The organism is Micromonospora sp. NPDC005324, from assembly GCF_040607155.1.
GTDB lineage: Bacteria > Actinomycetota > Actinomycetes > Mycobacteriales > Micromonosporaceae > Micromonospora > Micromonospora trifolii.
In genome coordinates this window covers 1-22570 of record NZ_JBEXGE010000019.1, presented here as the reverse complement: position 1 = coordinate 22570, position 22570 = coordinate 1, and the positions used below count along the sequence as shown (strand labels likewise).

Here is a 22570-nt window from a genome sequence, read left to right as displayed (position 1 = left end):
CCGGGCCGTCGCGGACCCGACCACCGGTCCGACGGTCAGCTCGCCGTGCAGCTCACCGCCGGCGGGCTGTTGGTGCCCGTCCAACTGCCGAGGAAGCCGAAACTGGCGCTGGCCCCGGCGGCCAGCCGTCCGTTGTAGTCGGTGTTGCGGGCGGTCACAGTGGTTCCGCTGCTGGTGAGGGCCACATTCCAGGACTGGGTGATGCGCTGGCCGTTGGCGAAGGTCCAGCCGGCGGTCCAACCGGTGATCGCCCTCGCGCCGGCGGTCACCCGTACCTCACCCTGGAAGCCGCCCTGCCACTGGTTGGTCACCGTGTACGTCGCCGTGCAGCCACCGTTCGTCGGCGGGGGCGTCGTCGGGGGTGGGGTGGTCGGCGGCGGGGTGCCGCCGAAGACGCTGGCCTCGCGGGCGGTCTGCCGGATGCCGTTGACGCCGTTGAAGAGGCGCCGACCCCAGTCGGTCAGGCTCGCCGGGTTGAAGTTGGTGGCCAGGTCGAGATACTCGACGCCGCCGCCGTTGCCGCTCCACGACCAGCCCAGCCAGCCGATCCCGTTGGCCTGGCTGTACGCGAGGATGGCGTCCTCGTCCGGGTTCCCGTCGGAGTGGTTGAAGCCGAACTCACCGACCACGATGGGCAGCCCGGCAGCGCGGAACCGGCCCAGGTAGTCGCTGATCTCCGCGGCGGTGTCGAACACCCCGTACATGTGGATGGAGAACACTGTGTTGCGGGCCGGGTCGGCGGCGAAGACCGACGCGGCGTTGTCGCGCATGGTGAACGACCAGTCCTGCCCCCAGTTCGGCGCGTCCACCATGATCGTGTGGGTCAACCCGCCGGCCCGCAGGCGCTTGATCGCGTTGGCGCTGTCGGTGGCCCAGGAGGCGTAGTTCTGGTTGCCGTACGGCTCGTTGCCGATGTTGACGATGACGTACCTTTCCTGGCCGGCGAGGACGTCGGCGAGGCTGAGCCAGTAGTCGACGGCGCGGTCGAGGGTGATCGCGCCGCTCTGCTCGCCGTACCCGGTGGTGTCGTGCACCTCCAGCACGCAGATCAGCCGGTTGGCCTTGCAGAGCGAGATGACGTTGGCGACGTCGGCGTTGGTGTTGCGGGTCCACCGGTCGCCGCTGGAGAGCACCACCCGCACGGTGTTCGCGCCGAGCGCCTTCACGTCGGCGAACGAGCTGGTCTGCTGCGGGTACCAGGTGTGCGCGTGGTTGACGCCGCGCATGATGAATTCGGAGCCGTTGGCGTCGTACAACTTGCCGCCTGCGACGGAGAAACCAGCCGCGGCGTGTGCCGGCTGGCCGAACGCCAGCACGGTGACGAGCAACGCGAGCAGAGTCGCGCCGGCGGCGGAGAGTCGAGTCTTCATGGCCTTCCTCAGGGAGGACCCCCGGTGCCCGACAGGGGTGGGGATGTGACGGGGGAAGGCGGCTGCAGCCCGGCAGCCGCGCCCAGCTCCCGGCGCAGGCATCAGCGTAGGACGATGGCTTGGTCTTCGCAACCGGTTCAGTTGACGGGCCCGCAGCCCGGACAGCCGCAACGGCCCACGCGGACGCGGGCCGTCGCGGGGCGGTCATCCCCACCACAGGATGTGCGCCACACCCGGCTCTTAACCGGTTAAGAGCGACGGTAGGCAGGCGGCCGGGATCCGTCAAGCACCCCGGCGGCCGAACCGGACGGGAGGGTTGACCGCCGTGCACCGGGGTATCCCGGGAACGATCCGTCAGCGAGAGGGGATACCAGGATGGTCAGCGTCGGCTACACCCTGATGAGCGAGCAGGCCGGGCCCAAGCAGCTGGTGGACCATGCGGTGCGCGCCGAGGCGGCTGGTTTCGACCAGCTGGTGATGTCCGACCACTACTACCCCTGGCTGGACTCGCAGGGCCACTCTCCGTACGCCTGGTCGGTGCTCGGCGCGGTCGCCCACGCCACCTCCCGCGCGCAGCTGATGTCCTTCGTGACCTGCCCGATCCGCCGCTACCACCCGGCCGTGGTCGCGCAGAAGGCCAGCACCATCGGGGCGCTCTCGGACGGCCGGTTCACCCTGGGCCTGGGCGCCGGGGAGAACCTGAACGAGCACGTGGTCGGCGGCTGGCCGCACGTCCAGCAGCGGCACGAGATGTTCGAGGAGGCGTTGCAGATCATCCGGCCGTTGCTCAACGGGGAGACGCTGACCTTCTCCGGCAATCACTTCGACGTGCCCGACGCCTACGTCTGGGACCGCCCGGAACGGCCGGTACCGATGGCCATCGCCGCGTCCGGTCGACAGTCCGCGACGCTGGCCGCCGAGTACGGCAACGGCCTCATCTCCACCGAACCCGACCGGCACATCATCGAGATGTACGACGACGCCGGTGGCGCCGGCCAGCCCCGCTACGGCCAGGTGGCCATCTGCTACGGCCCCGACGAGGCGGAATGCCGCAAGATCGTGCACGACCAGTTCCGCTGGTTCGGCATGGGTTGGAAGGTCAACGCCGACCTGCCCGGCCCCGAGTCCTTCGCCGCCGCCACCCAGTTCGTCCGCGAGGAGGACGTCGCCGAGGGCATCCCCTGCGGTCCGGACCTGGACGCGCACTTCGAGGCGTTCCGCAGGTTCGTCGACGCCGGCTTCACCCACGTGGCGATCGTCCAGGTCGGTGGAGAGACCCAGCCGATGTTCCTGGACTGGGCGCAGGAGCAACTGCTGCCCCGACTGCGCCAGCTGTGAACCGCACCGCGATCCATCCGCCGCACCGGCCGGCCCGACCGGCTCGGACCAGCCGGTTCGGGTTGGCCGAACTGCGGCTCGGCATGGCCGCGCCCCGGCCGGCCGCCGGACTGACCAGCGAGTGGCGGCTCGTCGACGGGCTGCGCACCCACACCCGGCGCGCTGCGGGCCCGACCAGCGAAGCGCCACCCGTGGTGCTCGTGCACGGCCTGGCGGTCTCGCACCGGTATCTCACCCCGCTGGCCGTCGCGCTCGCCACCACCCATCAGGTGTACGTGCCGGACCTGCCCGGCTTCGGGCTGACCGAACGCCCCCGGGGCGCGTACGACGTGCGCCGGCATGCCGAGCACCTGGCCGCCTGGCTGGCCGCGTACCGACTGCCGCCGGTCTGCCTGCTCGGGCACTCGTTCGGTGCCGAGGTGGCCGCCGCGCTCGCCGCGAACCACCCGGGCGCCGTACGCGCGCTGGTGCTGGCCGGGCCGACCAGCGACCCGGCCGCCCGGACCCGCCGGGGACTGCTCGGTCGGTGGCTGGTGGACAACACCCGCGAGGCGCCGCTCCAGGCGCCGGTCCTGGCGCGGGACGTCTGGAACGCCCGGCCCTGGCGGGTCTTCGCGACGCTGTCGCACTCGGTGCACAATGCCATCGAGGCGGACCTGGTCCGGATCACCGCGCCGACCCTGGTCCTGACCGGTGGGCGGGACCCGATCGCGCCGCCACGCTGGCGTGATGAGGTGACCCGGCTGGTGCCGGGCGCCAACCTGGTGGTCGTTCCCGGCGCCCCGCACAACGCGGCGACGACCGACCCAGCGGCGGTCGCGGACGCGATCCGGCAGTTGCTCGCCCCTCATTCCGCACTCACGGACAGGTGACCATCATGCGCTTCGGCAACACGGAGATCCGCCCGCTCGGCGGGGGCCTCGGCTGCCTCCTGATGATCCTCTTCTCGATCGTGGCCTCGGTGGTGCTGACCGTCCTGCTGAATCTCGTGCTCTGACGCCTAACGGTCGACCCCGAGATCTGGGTATGGGAGGGCTCCGGTGAGCCCTCCCATACCGTCCCCGACGTCAGAGGAGTCGGATCGCGTCCCACTGCCAAGCGGCGCTGGCCGGGACAATCAGGCTGTTGGTGTAGGCACCGAACCCGCCGCTCGACGTGGCGAGCAGCGCCGCCACGACGGGGTCTACGGCCGTTCGGGCGCTCACCCGTCGGCGAGGTCCACCTCGGCGAGCAGCGGGTAGTGGTCGGAGGCGGTGGCCGTCACGCCGTCACGGATCACCCGGCAGTCGCGCACCCGCTGCGCCACCGCGGTGCTGCCGAGCAGGTAGTCCAGCCGCATCCCGGCGAACTCGGCCCCGCCGAGCCGGGTGGGCACTGTGTGGCCGGCGGCCTCCGGCACGTCGACGTTGCCCGAAGGCCAGAGGTCGACGAGACCGGCGGCGAGCAGCCGGGCGATCGCGCGGGTGTCCACGGCGTCACCGGAGCGACGCAGGTGCCGCCGCCGGTAGAGGGTGGGCATGCCGGCCAGCCGGGCCGTGTGGTCGACGGTCGGGTCGAGCGAGTTGAGGTCGCCGGCGACCAGCGTCAGCGGACCCTGGTGACGGCGCATCGCGGCGACCAACCAGTCGACCTCCATCCGCCGCCGGCCACCGGAGTACGGGTAGAGGTGGGTGCCGAGCACAGTGAGCGGGCCGGCCGATGTGGCCACCACGACGCGGGCGGCGGCGTGGTGGAACGGACGACGCACCGGCCCCGCGTCGACGACCCGGTACGGCGGCCGGACCAGTACCGCCACCGGCTGCCCGACGCAGGACCGGGCCAGGTGGGGACTCATCCCCACCCGGCCCGCCACGGCGGCCATCAGCCCGTCCCGGTCGAAGCCGCGCAACTCCTGCAGGGCCAGCACGTCCGGTGCCTGCTCGTCGACGACCTGGACCACCTGATCCAGCCGGTCGAGGCCGCCGCGATCCCGGCCGCCGGTGCGGATGTTCCAGGTCATCACCCGCAGCACGACGGCGGCGCCTAGTCGGCTCGGCCGGCCCGCGCCAGCTCGTCGTCGAGGGTGTCCACGTCCTCCGACTCGATGGCGGGTCGGTTGCCTTCCTTCAGGTCCTCGTTCGGGCGGATCACCAGGTAGAGCAGGCCGATCCAGAGCGCGGAGAGCAGGATCGCGCCCATGAAGTCGGTCGGGTGGTGCATCCCCCGGTACATCCGCGACGTGGCCACCCCGACCGGCATGAGCACGGCGAGCGCCACGAAGATCCAACGCCACCACCTGTCGGTACGCGGGAAGACGATGAGGGTGATCGCCAGCCAGACGCAGATCGTGGCAGCGATGTGCCCGGACGGGAACGACGAGGTGGGCATCTGGCCGTCCAGGTTCTCCACCGGCGGACGCGGCCGGTCGATCGCGCGGGCCGACGCGAGGAAGAGGGTCAACTCCCCCACCATCGCCAGCGCCACGAAGAGCACCGGACGCCAGCGCCGCCACACCGCCAACACCAGCGGGCAGAACACCAGCGAGATCAGCAGGATGGCATGGGTGTCACCGAACTTGCTCCACCACCAGCTGACGTCGGTCAGCACCTCGGTGTGCCGCTCGGCGAACCACCGCGGCACCTCCGTGTCGAGGGTGTCGAAGAAGGTGCCCTTGGCGTGGTAGCTGACGTACGTGCCGAAGCCGTACAGCGCCCCGAACACGATCACCCAGCCGACCAGCAGCTCGGCCACCGCCGAGCGGGGGTGGGCCAACACGTGTTCCTCGGCCGGGGCGGGGGCGATGTCGTGCCCCGCCTCCGGCTCCAGGCCCTCGGTCAGCGGCGGCACCGGCCGCCCCCGCTCCCGCCGCCACAGTCGGAAGGCGTACGCGGTGACACCCAGCCAGGCGGCTCCGAGCAGCCAGGCGGCCAGCACGTCGGAGACGAAGTGCACGCCCAGCGCGATCCGGGTCAGCCCGACCAGTGTCACCAGCACACCGACGCCGACGATGGCCGGCTTGCGCCAGCGGGGCGCCATCGCCGGCAGGAACACCAGCAGCAGCGCGCCGTACGCGACGAACGAGCCGAGCGCGTGCCCGCTCGGAAAGCTGTTGCCGGGCGCGCTGGCGATCGGCACGTCCACGACCGGGCGGAGCCGGCCGACAAGCGTCTTCAGCGACGGGTCGAGGATCAGGCCACCGACCCCCGTGATGATCAGGTAGACGGCAAGTCGGGGCTGCCGCCGGATCAGCAGCCCGACCACGGCGATGGTGACCAGCCAGATGAGGATCGGTCGGCCGCCCAGGTCCGTCACCGCCTGGAGCACTGTGACCAGCGCGTGGTGCGGGGCGACGAGCCCGTTGAACCACTCGGCGAGCCCGTGGTCGGCATCCTGGAGCGGGCTCCACCGCACCCGGACGAGCAACAACAGCAGCCCGAAGGCCACCCCGGCGCCGGTGACGGCCACCAGACCGGCAATGCTCCGTTCGGCGAAATGACCGATCGGACGGCGAGCCACCTCTTTGACCGCGGTCACCCCGCACCTCCCTTTCCTGTCTGGCGAGGCGCATTACCCGATCCGCGTGCCCCGTACACGCGAGGTGCCGCTAGAGCGCCGACATGTCCCCGGTGTCGTACAGCTCGGCGCGGTCCGGGTCGGGCTCCCACAGGTCCGGTTGGGCGGGCTCTTTCGCCCCGATGCGAACCGCCTCCAGTTGGGCGGCGAAGGCCAGCCCACCGAAGAGCGCCATCCCGGTCAGGTTGGCCCAGAGCAGCAGCGCCATCATGCCGGTCAGGGCGCCGTAGGTCTGCCCGAAACCGTCACTGAACCGCACGTACGCGGCGAGCAGCAGGCTGGCCAGCCACCACAGCGCCGTGGCGATGCCGGCGCCGAAGAACAGCCAGGACAGGCCGGGCTGGTTGCGGCGCGGCGCGTGTCGGAACAGCACGGCGACGGCGACGACGGTCAGCCCGAGACTCAGCGGAAAGCGGATCACGTCCCAGATGCCGTTGGCGAGGGCGCCCCACTCGTAGTGTTCGCGGACCGAGTCGCCGATCGCGCCGCCGCCGACCAGGATCAGGAAGCCGGCGAGCGCGGGCAGGCCGGCGGTGACGGCCAGGACGGCTGCCCGCAGGTATTTGCGCAGCGCCGGGCGGTCCCGCTCGACGCCGTAGATGCGGTTGGCGCCCCGCTCGATCTGGGCCATCGTGGTGGTGAGCGCGAACAGGCCGGTGAGCAGACCGAGGGTGAGCGCCAACTCCCCGGCGTCCTCGACGCGCTCGCCCTCGCCGAGCAGCTCGGAGACCATCTGCGCGCTCTGCCCGGGGGTGAGCGCCAGGACGGTGTCGGCGACCACCCGGCCGCCCTCCTCGACGCCCAGCTCGCTGATGAGGCCGGTGAGAGCGATCAGGAACGGCACCACGGCGAGGCAGAGTTGGAGCGCGAAGGCCCGGGAGTGGCTGAACCCGTCGCCGTAGCGGAACCGGATGAACGCGTCCCGCAGCAGGTGCCAGCCGCCGTGCCGGCGCAGTGTGTGCCAGGCGTCGTCGGCGGACAGCTCCTCGTCGGCCATCAGCCGGGTCTCCGGCACGATCCGGGTGCTACTCACGGCGCGCTTCCTCGATCAGCTGCTCGCCCCGCTCCCCGGCGCCTTGCGCGTCGACGGCCAGGTCGGGGGCGTCCTCGGGCTGGGGGACGCAGAGCCAGAGCGCCTGGGGCCGGACCTCGGCCTCGAGGTGCCGGCCCGGGGCGATGAGGTCACCGTCCAACTCCCGGGGGTGGGCCCGGTTGCTGGAGACCACCACGCGCTTGCCCCGGAACACCTCCAGCCGCGGCACCTGGCCGCTGCGGCGGATCACCGCCCAGCCGAGCGCGAGCCAGTGCCGCAGGTTGTGCGGAGTGAGCACGGCGACGTCGAGCCAGCCGTCGTCCGGCTCGGCCTCCGTCAGCAGGGTCACGCCGCCCTGCAGCCGGCCGACGTTGGCGATCAGGACCGAACGGGCCCGGCGGCGCATCGGCGGCCGGTCGTCGACGCGGATCTGCACCCGCATCGGCCGGTCCCGCAGGTGACGGGCGGCACCCATCACGTATGCCGGCCAGCCGATGCGGGCCTTGGTGGTCTCGTTGGTGGCTTCGAGCATCTGGGCGTCGAAGCCCATGCCGGCCATCACCGTGAAGTACTTGTCCTCGACAGCGCCGACGTCGAGCAGCCGTCGGCCGCGTTCGACGGCGACCTGCAACCCGGCGGCCAGGTCGGTGGAGAGCCCCAGGTTGGCGGCGAGCAGGTTGCCGGTGCCCTGCGGCAGCACGGCGAGGGCCACGTCGGTGCCGACCAACCCGCTGACGCAGGACATCACTGTGCCGTCGCCCCCGCAGGCGAAGACCAGGTCGACGCCGTCCTTGACGGCCTGCTCGGTCTGGCCGCGACCCGGGTCGTCGACTGTCGTCTCGTACCACTGCGGCGCGGGCCAGCCGGCCGCGGTCAGGGCGTCGTCGACGGTACGGCGCAACTCGTCGAGATCGTCGACCTTGACCGGGTTGACCACCACCGCGGAGCGCAACCCGCCGTCGCCGCCCGAGGGCCGCCTGTCCTGTCGAGAATCCACGGCGCCAGTGTGCAGCACCCAGACGGCTTCAGCGACCCGGCGACCGGCACGCGTCGGAAGTGCCACAGACAGGTTTCAACCCGACCTCACCCGTCAGGCCGCCGCCCGCAGTGCGAGCTCCACCCGCCGGCGCAGATCATCGAGGTCGACCCCGGACTCGGTGAGCACCAACGCGCCCAGCCCGTTGCCCTCCCGAAGCACCCCGAGCAGGATGTGCTCGGTGCCGATGTGGCGGTGGCGCAGCCGGATGGCCTCCCGCAGTGACAACTCCAGCGCCTTCTTCGAGCGGGGCGAGAACGGGCCGCCGAGGTACCGCTTACGCCCCCACCGGCGACGCGGCGCCGGCACCGCCTCCCGTAGCGCGTCCGGGCCGAAGGACTGCTCGATGCGGGCCACGATCGCGGCCAGGTCGATGCCGATCTCCCGCAGGGCCGCCGCGTCCGCGTCGCCGAGGCCGACGCCGCCGCTGGCGGTGTGTCGCCGGACGCGTTCGCGAAGGTCGTCGGCGTGCACCCCGGCGTCGGCAAGCACCCGGCTGGCCAGCCCGGCGTCGTCGGCGAGCAGGGCGAGCAGCAGGTGCTCGGTGCCGACCGGCCGCTGGCCCTCGACCCGCGCCTCCTCCAGCGCCCGTCGCACCACGTCGCGCGCCCGGTCGGTGAATCGTTCGAACATCACGCCTCCCAGGATGAGTTGACCGCCGGTCGCCCGGCGTGCTTCTTGTGCACTGCCTGCCGGCTGACCTCGAGCGTGTCGGCGATCTCCTGCCAGGACCAGCCCTGTCGTCGGGCGTTGTCGACCTGGACCACCTCGAGCCGCTCGAGCAGCCGGCGTAGCGCGCGGACGGCGCGCAGCCCGACCCGGGGGTCGGTGCTGCCGGCTGCCGCCGCGAGTTCTGTCGCCTGACTCATGCCGTCAACATACGTTGACAACCCATCGCCTGTCAACCCTGGTTGACGAGCGGCGGCCGCAGCGGATCGGACCCGCTGCCGTGTTCATCCGACTACCCTCGGTCAGGGACAGCTTGGTCGTGCCGGGCGCGACGCCCGGGAGGTGATATCGGATGGCCGCACCCGCCGACGCAGCGGTGCTGGTTGGCCTCGGGTCGGAACTCGACCTCCCGGTCGTCGAACAGGCCGCGCAGGAGGCCGCCGGACACGGCCGGCCACTGCACCTGCTGCACACCTTCGACTGGCGCGCGGCCTTCGCCGCGGACACCGTCGCCGCACCCCGCGACCAGGCCGAGAAACTGATCGCCCGCGCCGCTCAGCTCGCCCACCAGACCGAGCCAGGGCTGACCGTACGCGGGGAGATCGTCGAGAGCGCCATGCTGCCCACCCTCATCCGCCGCTCGGAGGGCAGCTTCCTGCTGGCCGTCGGCGACAGCGGAATGGCGGGCAGCGGCCAGAGCGTTCCGGCCGAGACGCCTGCCGTGCAGTTGGCCGCACGGGCCGGCTGCCCGCTGTTGGTGGTCCGCCGTGAGCCGCCGCCACAGGGCCCGGTGCTGGTCGGAGTGGACGGCTCACCCAGCTCGCACCTCGCCCTGCAGTGGGCCGTGGAGTGCGCGGCCCGCCGGGACGCCCGACTGCTGGCGCTGCGGGCGGTGGAGTACGACGAGGACACCGACGCGGTCACCGAGCAGCTCAGCGAAGCGCTGGACCGCCACATCGGCCGCCGCAGCGCGGTGCCGACCGAGTGTCGCGTGGTACGCGGCGACCCCGCCGAGGTGCTGATCGACACCTCCCGCAGCGCGCAGGTGGCGCTGGTCGCCGCCCGCGGCGACGAACCGGGCCGGGCCATGCTGGGCGCTGTCGCCCAGTCCCTGCTCTACCACTCCCCGGCCCCGGTGGTCGTCGTCCGCGGCCTCGCCGAGGCGCCGCTGACCGGGCCCGGCGCCCGCCCTTCGCGGGACCAACGGCCCTGACCCCGGCCGTCCGCAGTGGCCAGGCTCGATGCCGGACGCCCCACTCCTACCCGCGAGAGGCAGCATGATGGAGACCGCGCTCGACGTGCACCGCGCCCTCACCGACGACGAGCTGCGTCGGCTGGACGCCTACTGGCGCGCCGCGAACTACCTCACCGTCGGGCAGATCTACCTGCTGGACAACCCGCTGCTGCGCGAGCCGCTGACCCCCGACGACATCAAACCCCGGCTGCTCGGGCACTGGGGCACCAGCCCCGGCCTCAACCTGATCTACGCCCACCTCAACCGGGTGATCGTGGCGCGCGACCTCAACGCCATGCTGGTCACCGGCCCCGGCCACGGCGGTCCGGCGATCGTGGCGAACACCTGGTTGGAGGGCACCTGGTCGGAGCGCTACCACGACGTGGCCCGCGACGAGGCCGGGATGTCCCGGCTCTTCCGCCAGTTCTCCTTCCCGGGCGGCATCCCCAGCCATGTCGCGGCGGACGTGCCGGGCTCGATCCACGAGGGCGGCGAACTGGGGTACGCGTTGAGCCACGCCTACGGCGCCGCGTTCGACAACCCGGACCTACTCGTGGCCTGCGTGATCGGCGACGGTGAGGCGGAGACCGGGCCGCTGGCCGGCAGTTGGCTCTCCGACGTGTTCCTCAACCCGGCACGCGACGGCGCGGTGCTGCCCATCCTGCACCTCAACGGCTACAAGATCGCCAACCCGACCGTGCTGTCCCGGATCCCCGAGACCGACCTGCTCGACCTCATGCGCGGATCGGGCTACCAGCCGTACGTGGTGGCTGGTGACGAGCCCGCCCGGGTGCACCGGACCCTCGCCGCGACGCTGGACCGCGTGCTGAGCGAGATCGCCGAGATCCAGCGGCGGGCCCGCTCCGGAGGAGTCGTCGACCGTCCCCGCTGGCCGATGATCATTCTGCGGACGCCGAAGGGCTGGACCGGCCCGCGTGAGGTCGACGGCACCCGGGTGGAGGGCACCTACCGCGCCCACCAGGTGCCGCTGTCGGGCGTCCGCGACAACCCGGCGCACCGGGTCGAGCTGGAGCACTGGCTGCGCAGCTACCGGCCGGAGGAGCTGTTCGACGCGACCGGCGCCCCGGTGGAGGAGCTGCTGACGCTGCCGCCGCGCGGTGACCGGCGGATGAGCGCCAACCCGGTGACCAACGGCGGTCTGGTGCTGCGCGACCTGGCCCTGCCGGACTTCCGCGACTACGGCGTGGAGGTACCCGAACCGGGTACGCCGATCGCCGGCGCGACCGGGGTGCTCGGCCCGTGGATCCGCGACGTCATCAACGCCAACCCCCAGACGTTCCGGCTGTTCGGCCCGGACGAGGTCGCGTCCAACCGGCTGAGCGCCGCGTTCGAGGTGACCGACCGGGTCTGGGTGGCCGCCACAGTGCCCGGCGACGACCACCTCTCCCCCGACGGGCGGGTCATGGAGGTGCTCTCCGAGCACCTGTGCCAGGGTTGGCTGGAGGGCTACCTGCTGACCGGCAGGCACGGCGTGTTCACCAGCTACGAGGCGTTCATCCACATCGTCGACTCGATGCTCAACCAGCACGCCAAGTGGTTGAAGGTGACCCGGGCCATCCCCTGGCGGCAGCCGATCGCCTCGCTGAACTACCTGCTCTCCAGCCACGTCTGGCGGCAGGACCACAACGGCTTCTCCCACCAGGACCCGGGCTTCATCGACCACGTCGTCAACAAGAAGGCAGAGGTGGTGCGGGTCTACCTGCCGCCGGACGCCAACACGCTGCTCGCCACGATGGACCACTGCCTGCGCAGCCGGCACTACATCAACGTGGTGGTGGCCGGTAAGCAGGCCGCCCCGAACTGGCTGACGATGACCGAGGCGATCCAGCACACCCGGCGTGGCCTGGGCATCTGGGAGTGGGCCAGCAACGACGGCGGCACCGAACCGGACGTGGTGCTCGCCTGCTGCGGAGACGTGCCCACCCTGGAGACGTTGGCCGCCGGCGAGCTGCTGCGGCAGAACCTGCCGACGTTGAAGGTGCGCCTGGTCAACGTGGTCGACCTGATGCGACTCCAGCCGGACACCGAGCATCCACACGGCCTGACCGACAACGAGTTCGACACCATCTTCACCGAGGATCGGCCGATCATCTTCGCCTACCACGGTTATCCGTGGCTGATCCACCGACTCACCTACCGCCGCAGCAACCACGAGAACCTGCACGTGCGCGGTTACAAGGAGGAGGGCACCACCACCACCCCGTTCGACATGGTGATGCTCAACGACCTGGACCGCTTCCACCTGGTCATCGACGTCATCGACCGGGTGCCCGGGCTGGCCGCCCGGGCCGCGCACCTGCGCCAACGGATGGTCGACGCCCGGCAGGCGGCCCGCGACTACACCCGCCAGTACGGCGAGGACGACCCCCAGGTCGCCGAGTGGCGCTGGGTCCGCGAAACCGACCCGACCACCCCCTGAAGGAGGCCGACGTGCGCGACGCGGAGATCCTGGTCGGCTACGACGGCTCCACCGACGCCTCGGTGGCCCTGGACTGGGCCGTGGAGGAGGCGCAGCACAGCGGCCAGCCGGTGCGGCTGGCGTACGTCTTCGAATGGCTGACTGTGGCCAGCTGGGTCGGCCCGGGCGTGGCCCCCGGCGTGTGGCCGGACGACACCGCCCGCCGGCAGGTCGAGGACCTGGTCCGCAGCGCCGCGGCGGACGCCACAGCGGCGAACCCCGGGCTGCGGATCACCGGCGAGGTGTACGACGGGCCGCCCGCGCTGGTGTTGCAGGAACGCTCGGCCGAGGCCGGGATGCTGGTGCTCGGCAGCCGGGGTCACGGCGGCTTCGGCGGCCTGCTGGCCGGGTCGACGGCGGTCTCGGTCGCCGCGCACGCCCACTGCCCGGTCGTGGTGGTCCGGGACGGGGCTGGCAGCGCCGCGACCGACACGTCGAACCGCCCGGTGGCGGTCGGGGTGGACGGCTCGGGACCGTCGCTGGTGGCGCTCGGCTTCGCGGCCGAACGGGCGGCGCAGCGGCAGCTGCCTCTGCGCGTCCTGCACGCCTGGACACCGGGCCCCGGCGGGGCGGCCGGGGTGCCCGACGAGCGGGCCGCCGTGGAGCAGGCGCTGGAGCCGTGGCGGCGAACGTTCCCCGAACTGGCGGTGACCGTCGACCTGGAGTCGACAAGCCCGTCGGCGATGCTGATCGAGGCGAGTCGGAACGCGCGGCTGGTAGTGGTCGGCAGCCGGGGCCGGGGCGGGCTGGCCGGCATGCTGCTCGGCTCGGTGAGTCAACAGCTCATCCAACACGCCGCCTGCCCGGTCGCCGTGGTCCGCGAACGCTGACCACGCCGTAACGCTTCGGTGTGCGCCGGGGCACTGTCAGGCGGCGAGCACGGCGGCCTCCACTGTCGGGTCCAGCCCGATCGAGCTGCGCTGCGGTCGGCCGGCGCGGGGCGGAACCGCACCGACCTCGCTGAGCCAGCGCCAGGTGTCGCCGACGGTCTCGGCCACCGGCCGGCAGGTCAATCCGGCGGCCAGCACTCTGGTCACGTCCTGCTCCAGCAACCCCCGGTACGGGTGGCCGCGCGGCAGCCAGATCGGCAGGTCACTCCAGGGCTGCACCCCCGCGGCGAGGATCGACGCCGGGTCGGTCCAGCGCAGCCGGGCGTCGGCGCCGGTGACTGCCACGCACGCGTCGAGCAACTCGCCCATCGTGGTCCGCGCCAGAGGACCGACCGCGTTGAACGTGCCGCCCACCCGCCGGGCGCCCGCGTCCAGCATCCACCCCGCCAGGTCGCGGACGTCGACGTACTGCACCGGCAGGTCGGCCGGCCCGGGGGCGAGCACGTCCCCGCCCCGCTCGACGCGCCGTAGCCACCAGGGCAGCCGGCCGATGTCCTCGCCCGGGCCCAGGATCAGGCCGGCCCGGGCGACCAGCAGGCGTTGACCGAACACCTCCCGCACGGCACGCTCGGCGCCGGCCTTGAGCTGCGGGTAGTCGCCGTCGACGGAGCCCGGGTCGGCGTCCACCACCGGGGAGTCCTCATGCAACCCCGCCACGGCATGGTCGGTGTAGACCGAGCCGCTCGACACGTACACGTAGTGGCCGACCCTGTCGACCAGGGCGCGGGCGGCGTCGCCGGCGGACCGCGGCGCACCGTCCCAGGTGTCCACCGCGACGTCCCACTCGCCGCCGGCCAGCGCGGCCAGGCCGTCCGGCGCGGTGCGGTCACCCCGCAACCGGTGTACGCCGGGCGGCACCGCGCCGTGCAACCCCCGGTTGAACACCGTCACCGACCAGCCGCGGCGCACCGCCTCGGTGACAGTGGCCCCGCCCACGAAGCCCGTACCGCCCAGCACCAGCAGTCTCATGCGCTCCACCCTGCTGGCACCGGCCGACGAAGGGCACCCCTGTTCACCGGCAGCGGATCTGCTCGTGGCAGAACCCCGAGGTGACCCTCGCCCAGAATGCAGGAAAGCCGCCCCGGGCATGGTCAACAGAGCCGGCGATTGCGAAACTGCTTCAATCTGCGTCAGCACTGGCAACCGAGGCGCACGACCCGGACGGAGAAGGGCATGTCCAGCACGCCGCTGTCCCTGCCGCAGCCATCCGCGCGGGCGCCCGAGTTCGGCCGGGACGCGCTCATCGTCTGCGAGAACCTGGTGCGGATCTACCAGACCGGTTCGATCGAGGTGCAGGCACTGCAAGGACTGGACCTGGCCGTGGAGAGCGGCGAGCTGGTCGCCGTCGTGGGTGCCTCCGGGTCGGGCAAGTCGACACTGCTCTCCATCCTGGCCGGCATCGACGCCCCCACCGCCGGGCGGGTCCGGGTCGAGGAGTGGAATCTGCTGACGATGTCCCGCGCCGACCGGGTGGACTACCGGCGGCGCACCGTCGGGTTCGTACGGCAGCAGACGGCGAGCAATCTGATCCCTTACCTGACCGCACGGGAGATGGTGGACCTGCCGATGACGGCGGCCCGTACCGCGAAGAAGGAGCGCCGGGAGCGCGCGGCCGAACTGCTGGACAGCCTCGGTGTCGCCGACTGCGCCGATCGGCGCCCCGGGCAACTCTCCGGAGGGCAGCAGATGCGGGTCGCGATCGCTGTGGCGCTGGCCAACCAGCCACGGGTCCTGCTCGCCGACGAGCCGACCGGCGAGCTGGACGCCGCCACGTCCGCGGAGGTCTTCGGCGTGCTGCGCGACGTCAACCGGCGCTACGGCGTCACCGTTGTCGTGGTCACCCACGATCCGGAGGTCAGCGGCCAGGTCGAACGGACCGTCGCGATCCGGGACGGGCGCACCAGCAGCGAGGTGCTGCGCCGCACCACCACCGACGCGGAGGGCGACACGCACATGGTCGCCGAGGAGTACGCCGTGATGGACCGGGCCGGGAGGGTCCAGGTGCCCCGCGACTTCCGCCAGGCGCTGGCGCTGACCCGACGGGTCCGGCTGGCCCTGGAACCCGACCACGTCACGATCCGCCCCGACTCGGGAATCGGCGAATGAGCAGCGGGCCGCTGCTCAGCGTGCGCGGCGTACACCGGCGCTTCCGCACCGGGCCGACCGTCGTGCACGCCCTGCGCGGCGTGTCGTTCGACGTGGCCGCCGGTTCGATGGTGGCGCTCGTCGGCCGGTCCGGCTCGGGCAAGACCACCCTGCTCAACGTCATCGGCGGCCTGGACCGCCCGGACGCCGGCACCGTGCACGTCGACGGCACCGACGTCACCGCGCTCGACGAGGATGGCCTGTCCCGGCTGCGGCGCGAGAAGGTGTCGTACGTCTTCCAGAGCTTCGGGTTGATCCCGGTGCTGTCGGCGGCGGAGAACGTCGCGGCCCCGCTGCGGATGGCCCGCGTCGCCCCGGCCGAGCGCGAGCGGCGGGTCGAGTTGCTGCTGGAGCTGATCGGCCTGGCCGACCACGCCCGGCAGCGGCCGGCCGAGCTGTCCGGCGGCCAGCAGCAGCGGGTGGCGATCGCCCGCGCGCTGGCCGCCTCGCCCCAGCTTCTGCTCGCTGACGAGCCCACCGGGCAACTGGACGCCGAGACAGGCCTGTCGGTGATGGCTCTGCTGCGCGGGATAGTCGAATCCGAAGGCGTCACCGTCCTGGTATCGACGCACGACGCGGTGATGATGGCCTTGGCCGACCGGGTGATCCGCATCCACGACGGGCACCTCGACGAGCAGGCCGCCGGGCAGCCGTCGGCGCCCGTGCCGGACGCCCTGTGACGCGACGATGAGGCTGGTCAGCCGGCGGGCCCGCGCGCAGTGGCCGTTGCTGGCAGCCCTCCTCGGGGTCGTCACGATCGGCGCGACAGTGCTGGGTACCTGCACCCTGCTGGTCACCCGCACCGTCGAGCGGGCGCTGGAGGTCGCCATGGCCCGCGCCGCTCCCGCCGCCGTCGACGTGACCGTCTACACCGGCACCGTCGAGGGCCCGGACACGCCGTCCGTCGCCGCCGACACCCGCACCGCGGTGGCCTCCACGCTCGCACCGTTCCCGGTGACGACAACCGCGCGGGCGTCGACAGTGCTGCGGGCGCTGCCGCCCGGGCTCGCCGAGGGCACCAGCGTCGGAGCCCAGGCGTACCTGTCGGGGCTGGACGACCTGCCGACCCGAGGCGAGCTGGTCACCGGGCGCTGGCCACAGCACCCTGGCGACGCGGTGCTGCTGGAGTCCACCGCACAACTGCTCGGCCTCACCCCCGGTAGCCGGGTGCGCCTCGGCGCCGAGCTGGCCCACGCGCCCGTCCCGGCCATCGACGTGCTCGTCGTCGGTGTGGCACGCCCGCTGCCCGGGCGCGGCTGGGACCGCGACCCGCTGGCCGCGGCCGGCTCCGCCACCGGCTACCGGGACGGCCGCTTCCAGCAGCCGGTCAACGCCTACGGCCCGTTCCTGGTCGACCTCGCCGACCTGGTCACCACCGGTGCCACAGTCGACCGGCTGGAGGTCACCGCCCATCCGGACCTGACCCAACCCGACCGCCACGACCTGGAGACCGTGGCCGGGGCCGTCAGCGATGCCGACCGCCTGCTGGCGGGCACCCTCGGCGACCGCGTCCGGCTCGCACGTGTCTCCTCCGAACTGCCGCTGACCCTGCGGGCCGCCGACGACCAACGGCACGTCACCGCCGCCGTCGTGCTCGCCATCGCCGTGCTCGGCGGTGTCCTGGCCGCGACGGCACTCGTCCTCGCCGGCCGGCTGACCACTGGCATACGCGCCGACGAGACCGCCCTGCGGTCCGCCCTGGGCACCAGCCGTCGCCAACTCGCCGCCACCGCGACACTCGAGGCCGGGCTCGTCGCCGCCGTCGCCGCCGCGCTCGCGACACCGGCCTCGTCGGCCCTGCACGCCGGCTTGACCCACCTGCCGCCGCTGGACGGCGCCGGCCTGACCGTCCGGCCGGCCATCACCGGTGCCCAGGTCCTCGCGGTCGTCGGTGGCGCGCTGGCGCTCGCCGCTGTACTCACCGTCCTGGCGATCCGGTCCGTCCCGGCGGCCGGCGACCAGCGCACCCGTCGTGAACTGCTGGCCCGATCCGGCGCCGACCTGATGCTCGCGCTGTTCGCCGCCGCCGGATGGTGGCAGCTGTACGCGCAGCCCACCACCGCCAGCCCACGCGCCGACGCGGTCCGGGTGCTCGCGCCGGCGCTGCTGCTCACCGCAGGCGCCGCCCTGGCTCTGCGGGTGGTGACGCCCGCCCTTCGCGGCGCCGACCGGTTGGCGTTCCGCGCTCGTGGGCTGGCGCTTCCACTGGCCGTCGCCGAGACCGCCCGCCGACCACAAGCGGTCGCCGCCGGGCTGCTCGTCGGACTGGCCTGCGCGGCCGGAACCTTCGGCCTCGCCTTCGACAACACGTGGCACCAGTCGCAGCGCGACCAGGCCGCGCTCGCCGTCGGCACCGACCTGGCACTCACCCTCAGCACGGCGCCGGTGGCCGGAGACGGCGCGGTCGTGAGCGCGGCCACCGCGGGGGCCGTGAGTCCGGCCCTCGACCGTGGTACGGCCGTCGGTCAGTGGCTCGGCACCGCCGGCGATGCGCCACGCCTGCTCGCCGTCGACACCACCCGCGCCGACGCGCTGCTGCGCGGGCGCCTGGACAGCGACCGCGGATGGGCGGACGTGGGCGCCGCGCTGGCGCCACGCACCCGGGTCACCGGCCTCGCCGTTCCGGCTGGCGTCCCACTCGTCCTCAGCGGGACCGCCGACGACGACAGCCCGCTCGTCGTGACGCCCCGGCTGCTGCTCCAGGACGCCACCGGCCTCCGCACGTCCTGCACTGGTCCCGCCGTACCGCTCGACGGCCAGGAGTTTCGGCTGCCCGCCTGCGCGACGGCTGACGGGCTGCGCCTCGTCGCGGTCGCCCTGCCGGTCACCACCGACACGGTCGGCGGACCCGTCGCCGTGGCCGTCACACTCACCGTCCCGCCCGCCGGGCCGGCGCAGAGGCCCGCTGACGGATCCGACTGGACCGCCACGTCCGCGCCGCCGGTCCCGAGCAGGTTGCGCGACCCGACCGTCGTGGTGTCCGCCACGCCGACGGGAACCACCCTGCGGATGGCCGCGACCGTCGACCTCGGCGGCGTCGAGGACGCCGCCCGGACCCTCGTCGCCAGCGCCTTCCCGGACCCCGGCCCGGTGCCCGTCGCCGTCTCCGCCCGCTTTGCCAGCGAGGTCGGTGTCGAGAGCGGCAGCCAGCTCAGCGTCACTGTCGGCATCACGCCCGTCCCGATCGTCGTCACCGAGGTCGTGCCGACCGTGCCGTCCGCCCCCGGCGCCGTCGCCGTCCTGGCCGACCTGGACACGCTGTCCCGCGCACGCGCGGTCACCGGCGACCTGACGTTCCCGGTCGACGCCTGGTGGGTCGGCCACCCAGCCGGCCCCGGTGCCGCCGAGCGGGCCGCCGCCCTGCACCTGGGCGCCGTCGCGACCCGCGAGGCGGAGACCGCCCGCCTCATCGGCGGCCCGCTGCACGCCGGGGTGCCGGCCGCGCTCCGGCTCATCGTCCCGGCCGCGGCCCTGCTGCTGCTCGCCGGCGTCGTCCTGCACGTCACCTGTGATCTCCAGGTCCGCGCCGTCGAGGTGACTCGGCTGCGCGGCCTGGGAATGTCCCGGCGCGGCATCCGGGCCGTGCTGCTCGGCCAGCACGCCGGAGTCCTGCTGCCCCTGCTCGCGGCGGGCGCGGCCGTCGGCGCGCTCGCCACTTATGTCGTCGCTCCCCTGCTCGTGCGCTCCGACACCGGCGCCGCGCCCGTCCCTGCCGCCCAGCCACACTGGCCGTGGCCGGCCGAGGCCGCGCTGCTCGCTGTACTGCTGGCCGGATGCATGCTGGCAGTCGCCGTCGTGGTCACCGTTCAGGTCCGCCGGGCCGACGCCGCTCACCTGCGGGTGGCACCGTGAACCGGTGGCTGACCCGCTGGCGGCCGGCGCTGCACTGGCCCAGCATTCGCGGCCGTGGCCGTACCGACGCCGGACCGCTGCTGCTCACCGCCGCCGTCATCGCGGCCGTCGCGCTGCTCGCCGGGGCCACGCCGCCGCTGCTCCGCGCCGCCGCCGACAACGCCGTCAAGGACACGGTCCGCCGCGCCGGCAGCGACTCGAACGTCCTCGTACACGCCAACTGGGAACGCGACGACGGGCCGACCGGCGGGCGGGTCCGGATGCCCAGCCTCGCCGAGGACCTCGACAACTTCCGCGCCCGGGCGACATCCGCGCTCGGGCCCGATCTGGATGCCGCGCTGCTTCCGCCCCTCGCCGCTGTCAACGGCCCGATCCTCACCATCACCGACGGCAGCGCGCCGCGTACCTTCCAGTTCACCTACCTGGCCGGCGACGCCGGCGGCCCGGACGTGACCTGGATCGCCGGCAGCCCACCCGGCCCCGCCGTCTCCGACCAGTACGTCGAGATCCCCTACGACGGACCGCCCTGGCCGGTGCAGGTCGGCCTCTCCGAGGCGGACGCCGCCGCACTCGACCTCGGCCCCGGCGATCGAATCCCGGTCAGGGACGGCCAGGGGCGCGACAAAGATGTTCGGATCAGCGGGATCTACCAACCGGCGGACAGCGCCGACCCAGCCTGGCGACTCGCCCCGGCGCTGGTGCGCCCCGTGCCCGGCGCCGACGGCGTGGGGACCACCCGATTCGCCGGCCTGCTGTCACGCGAGTCGTTACCGGACGCCCGGCTCGCCATCGACGAGGACCAACTGCGGCGCACCATCCACTTCGCACCCGTTCCCGACGCGCTCACCAGGGACGCCACCGCGGCGCTCGCCAGCCAGGTGGTCAAGCTGAAGGCGGCCTCCGGCTCGTCAAGCGACCGCGACCAGTCCCTGAAGTGGGAATCGCAGCTCGACACCGCCCTGCGTGACGCCCGTGCGCGCAACAGCGCCGCTTTCGCGCAGGCCGCCGTCCTGCTCGCCGGGGTACTGACCGCCACGGTGCTGGTCCTGCTGCTCGCCGCCGACCTGCTGGTCCGCCGCCGTACCCCGGTGCTGAGCGCCGCCCGGCAGCGTGGGGCGGCGCTACCCGACCTCGGTGCGGAACTGATCATCGAGTCCACAGTGGTGTCCCTGTCGGCCGCCGCCGTCGGGCTCGCGCTCGCCCGCGCGGCCGCTCCGGGCGTCTCGTGGACCTGGGCCGTTCCCGTGGTCCTGGCCGGTGCCGTCGCCGGGCCGGCGTTCGGCACCCTCGCCGCCGCCCGCGCCAGCCGTGACCGGCGCCAACCCGCCAACCCGGCCGCTCGGCGCTGGATCCGGGCCACCGGCCAGTTGCGCCGCGTCGCCGTGGAGGCCGCTGTCCTGATCGCCGCGGTCGCCGCCCTCGTCACACTGCACCAGCGCGGGCTAGTGCCCCTGGCCTCCGACGGCGACACCGGTGAGCTGACCGGCGACCTGATCCTGCCGATCAGCGCCCTCACTCTGGGCGCGCTCGTCGGCGCGCTCGTCCTGCTCCGGCTACTGCCCCTCGGGGCGCGGTTCGCACTCCGACAGGCCCTGCGCTCGCGCCACCCGCTGGCCGTGTTCGGTGCCGCCCAGGCGGCCACAACGGCCGGGCGTGCGCTGCCGCTGCTGGTTCTGGTCAGCACCACGGCGCTCGCGTCGTTCGCGCTCATCCTCGGCGCCACCGTCACCCGGGGTCTGAGCGACGGCGCGTGGAGCACCGTCGGCGCCGACGCCCGCCTCGACATCGGCACCGACGCCGAGGCCGCCACGCCCGCACTCGCCGAGCGCATCGCCGCCGCACCCGGGGTGGGGCAGGTCGTCGTCGCGCAGGTGACCGACTCGGCACGCGTCTTCACCGAGTCGACACTGCTCACCCCACGCCTGGTCATCGTGGACACCGCCGCGTTCCAGCGCCTGCTGGCCACCACTCCGCTGCCCGACGCGCCGGCGTTGGCCCGGCTCACGGCACCCCGTCCTGGCTCCGGGGACGTGCCAGCGCTGGTCCGATCGAGCGACGGCGCGCTGCGGACCGGTACACCGCTACAGCTCCCCCGGGAGGGCGGCCCGGCGATCCGTCTCGCCGCGGTCGGTACCGCTCCCTCCGTCGGCGGCGCCGACGACGTCGTCATCGTGGACGCCGCCGCCCTCGCCGACGCCGGGCTGCCCGTTGCTCCGAATACCGTCTGGGTGACCGGCCCCGGCGCGGCGCGGGCAGTGTCGAACACCGGCGTCGCCGCCGACGTCGTGCTGCGGGCCGACGTGCTGCGGGCGCAGCGGGTGGCTCCGCTGACCGCAGGGCTCGTACGGCTGGCGTGGACGGCAGCCGCCGTACTGCTGGCGCTGGGGTTGCTCGGCCTCACGCTCGCCGCCGCCGCCGGCGCGTCGCAGCGGTGGCAGACCCTGACCCGGCTGCGAACCCTCGGCCTGAGACCACGCGACGCCCGCTGGGTCGCCGCCGGAGAGCTGCTGCCGCCGGTCGTGGTCACCGCGGTATGTGGCCCGCTACTCGGGGCGCTGCTCGCACGCCTGACGCTCGGCCCGCTCGACCTGCGGCTGCTCACCGGTCAAGCCGCCGACCCGGCGGCGGTCCTGCCGTGGTGGCTGCTGGGCCTGGTGAGCGTGGCGCTGCTGGCGGCGGCCGCCACTGTCGTACCTGTCGAGTCGGCGCTGCGGCGACGCGACCGGCTGAGCGAGGTGCTCCGCGCCGGCGAGTGACCGGCTACTGGCAGGGCCCGGCGGTGTCCGGCGGATGTCCACGCAGGAGCCGACCGGGCGATCTCCCAATGCAGGGAACAGAAACGCAGAGACCCGCTACCGGTCATCCGGTAGCGGGTCCTCTAATGGGGGCTACCGGGTTGGTGTCGGTGCAGGATTTCGGTCTTGTCCTGGCGGAAACTCGGTCCGGTAGCCGCCGGCGGGTGAGCACTGCAA

At 73.3% G+C, this 22570-nt stretch carries 18 protein-coding genes; 9 read left to right on the top strand and 9 right to left on the bottom strand.

All coding sequences use genetic code 11. The features are described from left to right. Positions 1-35: 35 nt before the first annotated feature. Entirely contained in the window at positions 36-1370 is a 1335-nt protein-coding gene (locus ABZS40_RS20180) for a cellulase family glycosylhydrolase (RefSeq protein ID WP_354944783.1), read from the bottom strand. Between the two features lie 375 nt (positions 1371-1745). Here ABZS40_RS20180 and ABZS40_RS20175 point away from each other — a divergent pair, with 375 nt between their 5' ends. After that, entirely contained in the window at positions 1746-2708 is a 963-nt protein-coding gene (locus ABZS40_RS20175; RefSeq protein WP_354944782.1) for a TIGR03557 family F420-dependent LLM class oxidoreductase, read from the top strand. Further along, positions 2705-3580: an alpha/beta fold hydrolase gene (locus ABZS40_RS20170; protein ID WP_354944781.1), complete on the top strand. Its 876-nt coding sequence runs from the start codon at positions 2705-2707 to the stop codon at positions 3578-3580. Before ABZS40_RS20175 ends, ABZS40_RS20170 begins: the two co-directional genes overlap by 4 nt. Positions 3581-3775: 195 nt before the next feature. Here the strand turns inward: ABZS40_RS20170 and ABZS40_RS20165 are convergent, their stop codons facing one another. The 7 genes from ABZS40_RS20165 to ABZS40_RS20135 form a co-directional block, all read right to left on the bottom strand. Next, entirely contained in the window at positions 3776-3913 is a 138-nt protein-coding gene (locus ABZS40_RS20165; RefSeq protein WP_354944780.1) for a hypothetical protein, read from the bottom strand. Then, a complete protein-coding gene (locus ABZS40_RS20160) occupies positions 3910-4719 on the bottom strand; it encodes an endonuclease/exonuclease/phosphatase family protein (protein ID WP_354944779.1) in 810 nt (269 codons plus the stop codon). Before ABZS40_RS20160 ends, ABZS40_RS20165 begins: the two co-directional genes overlap by 4 nt. An 11-nt stretch (positions 4720-4730) precedes the next feature. Next, complete coding sequence (locus ABZS40_RS20155) at positions 4731-6221, bottom strand: phosphatase PAP2 family protein (RefSeq protein WP_354944778.1); 1491 nt, start codon at positions 6219-6221, stop codon at positions 4731-4733. Positions 6222-6291: 70 nt separating this feature from the next. After that, positions 6292-7293 (bottom strand): YihY/virulence factor BrkB family protein, encoded by a 1002-nt coding sequence (locus ABZS40_RS20150; protein ID WP_354944777.1) that lies wholly within the window; start codon positions 7291-7293, stop codon positions 6292-6294. After that, on the bottom strand, positions 7286-8290 hold the full coding sequence (locus tag ABZS40_RS20145; RefSeq protein WP_354944776.1) for a diacylglycerol kinase family protein: 1005 nt from the start codon (positions 8288-8290) through the stop codon (positions 7286-7288). The genes ABZS40_RS20150 and ABZS40_RS20145 overlap by 8 nt, the downstream gene beginning before the upstream one ends. 93 nt (positions 8291-8383) lie before the next feature. Continuing rightward, positions 8384-8962 carry a Clp protease N-terminal domain-containing protein gene (locus tag ABZS40_RS20140; RefSeq protein WP_354944775.1) on the bottom strand — a complete coding sequence of 193 codons (579 nt, stop codon included), beginning with the start codon at positions 8960-8962 and terminating at the stop codon, positions 8384-8386. Continuing rightward, positions 8962-9198, bottom strand: coding sequence for an HTH domain-containing protein (locus tag ABZS40_RS20135; RefSeq protein ID WP_030336062.1), 237 nt, complete (start codon positions 9196-9198; stop codon positions 8962-8964). Before ABZS40_RS20135 ends, ABZS40_RS20140 begins: the two co-directional genes overlap by 1 nt. Before the next feature lie 152 nt (positions 9199-9350). Between ABZS40_RS20135 and ABZS40_RS20130 the strand changes: the two genes are divergently transcribed. The 3 genes from ABZS40_RS20130 to ABZS40_RS20120 all read left to right on the top strand — a co-directional run bounded on the left by ABZS40_RS20130 (position 9351) and on the right by ABZS40_RS20120 (position 13541). Then, positions 9351-10211, top strand: coding sequence for a universal stress protein (locus ABZS40_RS20130; protein WP_354944774.1), 861 nt, complete (start codon positions 9351-9353; stop codon positions 10209-10211). A gap of 67 nt (positions 10212-10278) precedes the next feature. Next, positions 10279-12672, top strand: coding sequence for a phosphoketolase family protein (locus tag ABZS40_RS20125; RefSeq protein WP_354944960.1), 2394 nt, complete (start codon positions 10279-10281; stop codon positions 12670-12672). An 11-nt stretch (positions 12673-12683) separates the two neighbouring features. Beyond that, a complete protein-coding gene (locus tag ABZS40_RS20120; RefSeq protein ID WP_354944773.1) occupies positions 12684-13541 on the top strand; it encodes a universal stress protein in 858 nt (285 codons plus the stop codon). 36 nt (positions 13542-13577) lie between these two features. Here ABZS40_RS20120 and ABZS40_RS20115 read toward each other — a convergent pair whose 3' ends face one another. Continuing rightward, positions 13578-14570 carry an NAD-dependent epimerase/dehydratase family protein gene (locus ABZS40_RS20115; RefSeq protein WP_354944772.1) on the bottom strand — a complete coding sequence of 331 codons (993 nt, stop codon included), beginning with the start codon at positions 14568-14570 and terminating at the stop codon, positions 13578-13580. Between the two features lie 204 nt (positions 14571-14774). Between ABZS40_RS20115 and ABZS40_RS20110 the strand changes: the two genes are divergently transcribed. Genes ABZS40_RS20110 through ABZS40_RS20095 form a run of 4 tightly spaced genes read left to right on the top strand, consistent with a single transcriptional unit; the run spans position 14775 to position 22354 of the window. Further along, positions 14775-15707: an ABC transporter ATP-binding protein gene (locus ABZS40_RS20110; protein ID WP_354944771.1), complete on the top strand. Its 933-nt coding sequence runs from the start codon at positions 14775-14777 to the stop codon at positions 15705-15707. Then, positions 15704-16426: an ABC transporter ATP-binding protein gene (locus tag ABZS40_RS20105; protein ID WP_354944770.1), complete on the top strand. Its 723-nt coding sequence runs from the start codon at positions 15704-15706 to the stop codon at positions 16424-16426. The genes ABZS40_RS20110 and ABZS40_RS20105 overlap by 4 nt, the downstream gene beginning before the upstream one ends. Positions 16427-16433: 7 nt before the next feature. After that, positions 16434-19598, top strand: a complete 3165-nt coding sequence (locus tag ABZS40_RS20100) for a permease (protein ID WP_354944768.1) — start codon at positions 16434-16436, stop codon at positions 19596-19598. Next, the gene (locus tag ABZS40_RS20095) at positions 19595-22354 is read left to right on the top strand and encodes an FtsX-like permease family protein (RefSeq protein ID WP_354944766.1); all 2760 of its coding nucleotides are present in this window, start codon (positions 19595-19597) and stop codon (positions 22352-22354) included. The genes ABZS40_RS20100 and ABZS40_RS20095 overlap by 4 nt, the downstream gene beginning before the upstream one ends. Positions 22355-22570 lie beyond the last annotated feature (216 nt).

What these genes read in the sequence shown, in the direction of transcription:
- ABZS40_RS20180 (WP_354944783.1), bottom strand. Translation starts at nt 1,370, where the DNA reads ATGAAGACTCGACTCTCCGCCGCCGGCGCGACTCTGCTCGCGTTGCTC.
- ABZS40_RS20175 (WP_354944782.1), top strand. Translation starts at nt 1,746, where the DNA reads ATGGTCAGCGTCGGCTACACCCTGATGAGCGAGCAGGCCGGGCCCAAG.
- ABZS40_RS20140 (WP_354944775.1), bottom strand. Translation starts at nt 8,962, where the DNA reads ATGTTCGAACGATTCACCGACCGGGCGCGCGACGTGGTGCGACGGGCG.
- ABZS40_RS20135 (WP_030336062.1), bottom strand. Translation starts at nt 9,198, where the DNA reads ATGAGTCAGGCGACAGAACTCGCGGCGGCAGCCGGCAGCACCGACCCC.
- ABZS40_RS20130 (WP_354944774.1), top strand. Translation starts at nt 9,351, where the DNA reads ATGGCCGCACCCGCCGACGCAGCGGTGCTGGTTGGCCTCGGGTCGGAA.
- ABZS40_RS20125 (WP_354944960.1), top strand. Translation starts at nt 10,279, where the DNA reads ATGGAGACCGCGCTCGACGTGCACCGCGCCCTCACCGACGACGAGCTG.
- ABZS40_RS20115 (WP_354944772.1), bottom strand. Translation starts at nt 14,570, where the DNA reads ATGAGACTGCTGGTGCTGGGCGGTACGGGCTTCGTGGGCGGGGCCACT.
- ABZS40_RS20110 (WP_354944771.1), top strand. Translation starts at nt 14,775, where the DNA reads ATGTCCAGCACGCCGCTGTCCCTGCCGCAGCCATCCGCGCGGGCGCCC.
- ABZS40_RS20105 (WP_354944770.1), top strand. Translation starts at nt 15,704, where the DNA reads ATGAGCAGCGGGCCGCTGCTCAGCGTGCGCGGCGTACACCGGCGCTTC.
- ABZS40_RS20100 (WP_354944768.1), top strand. Translation starts at nt 16,434, where the DNA reads ATGAGGCTGGTCAGCCGGCGGGCCCGCGCGCAGTGGCCGTTGCTGGCA.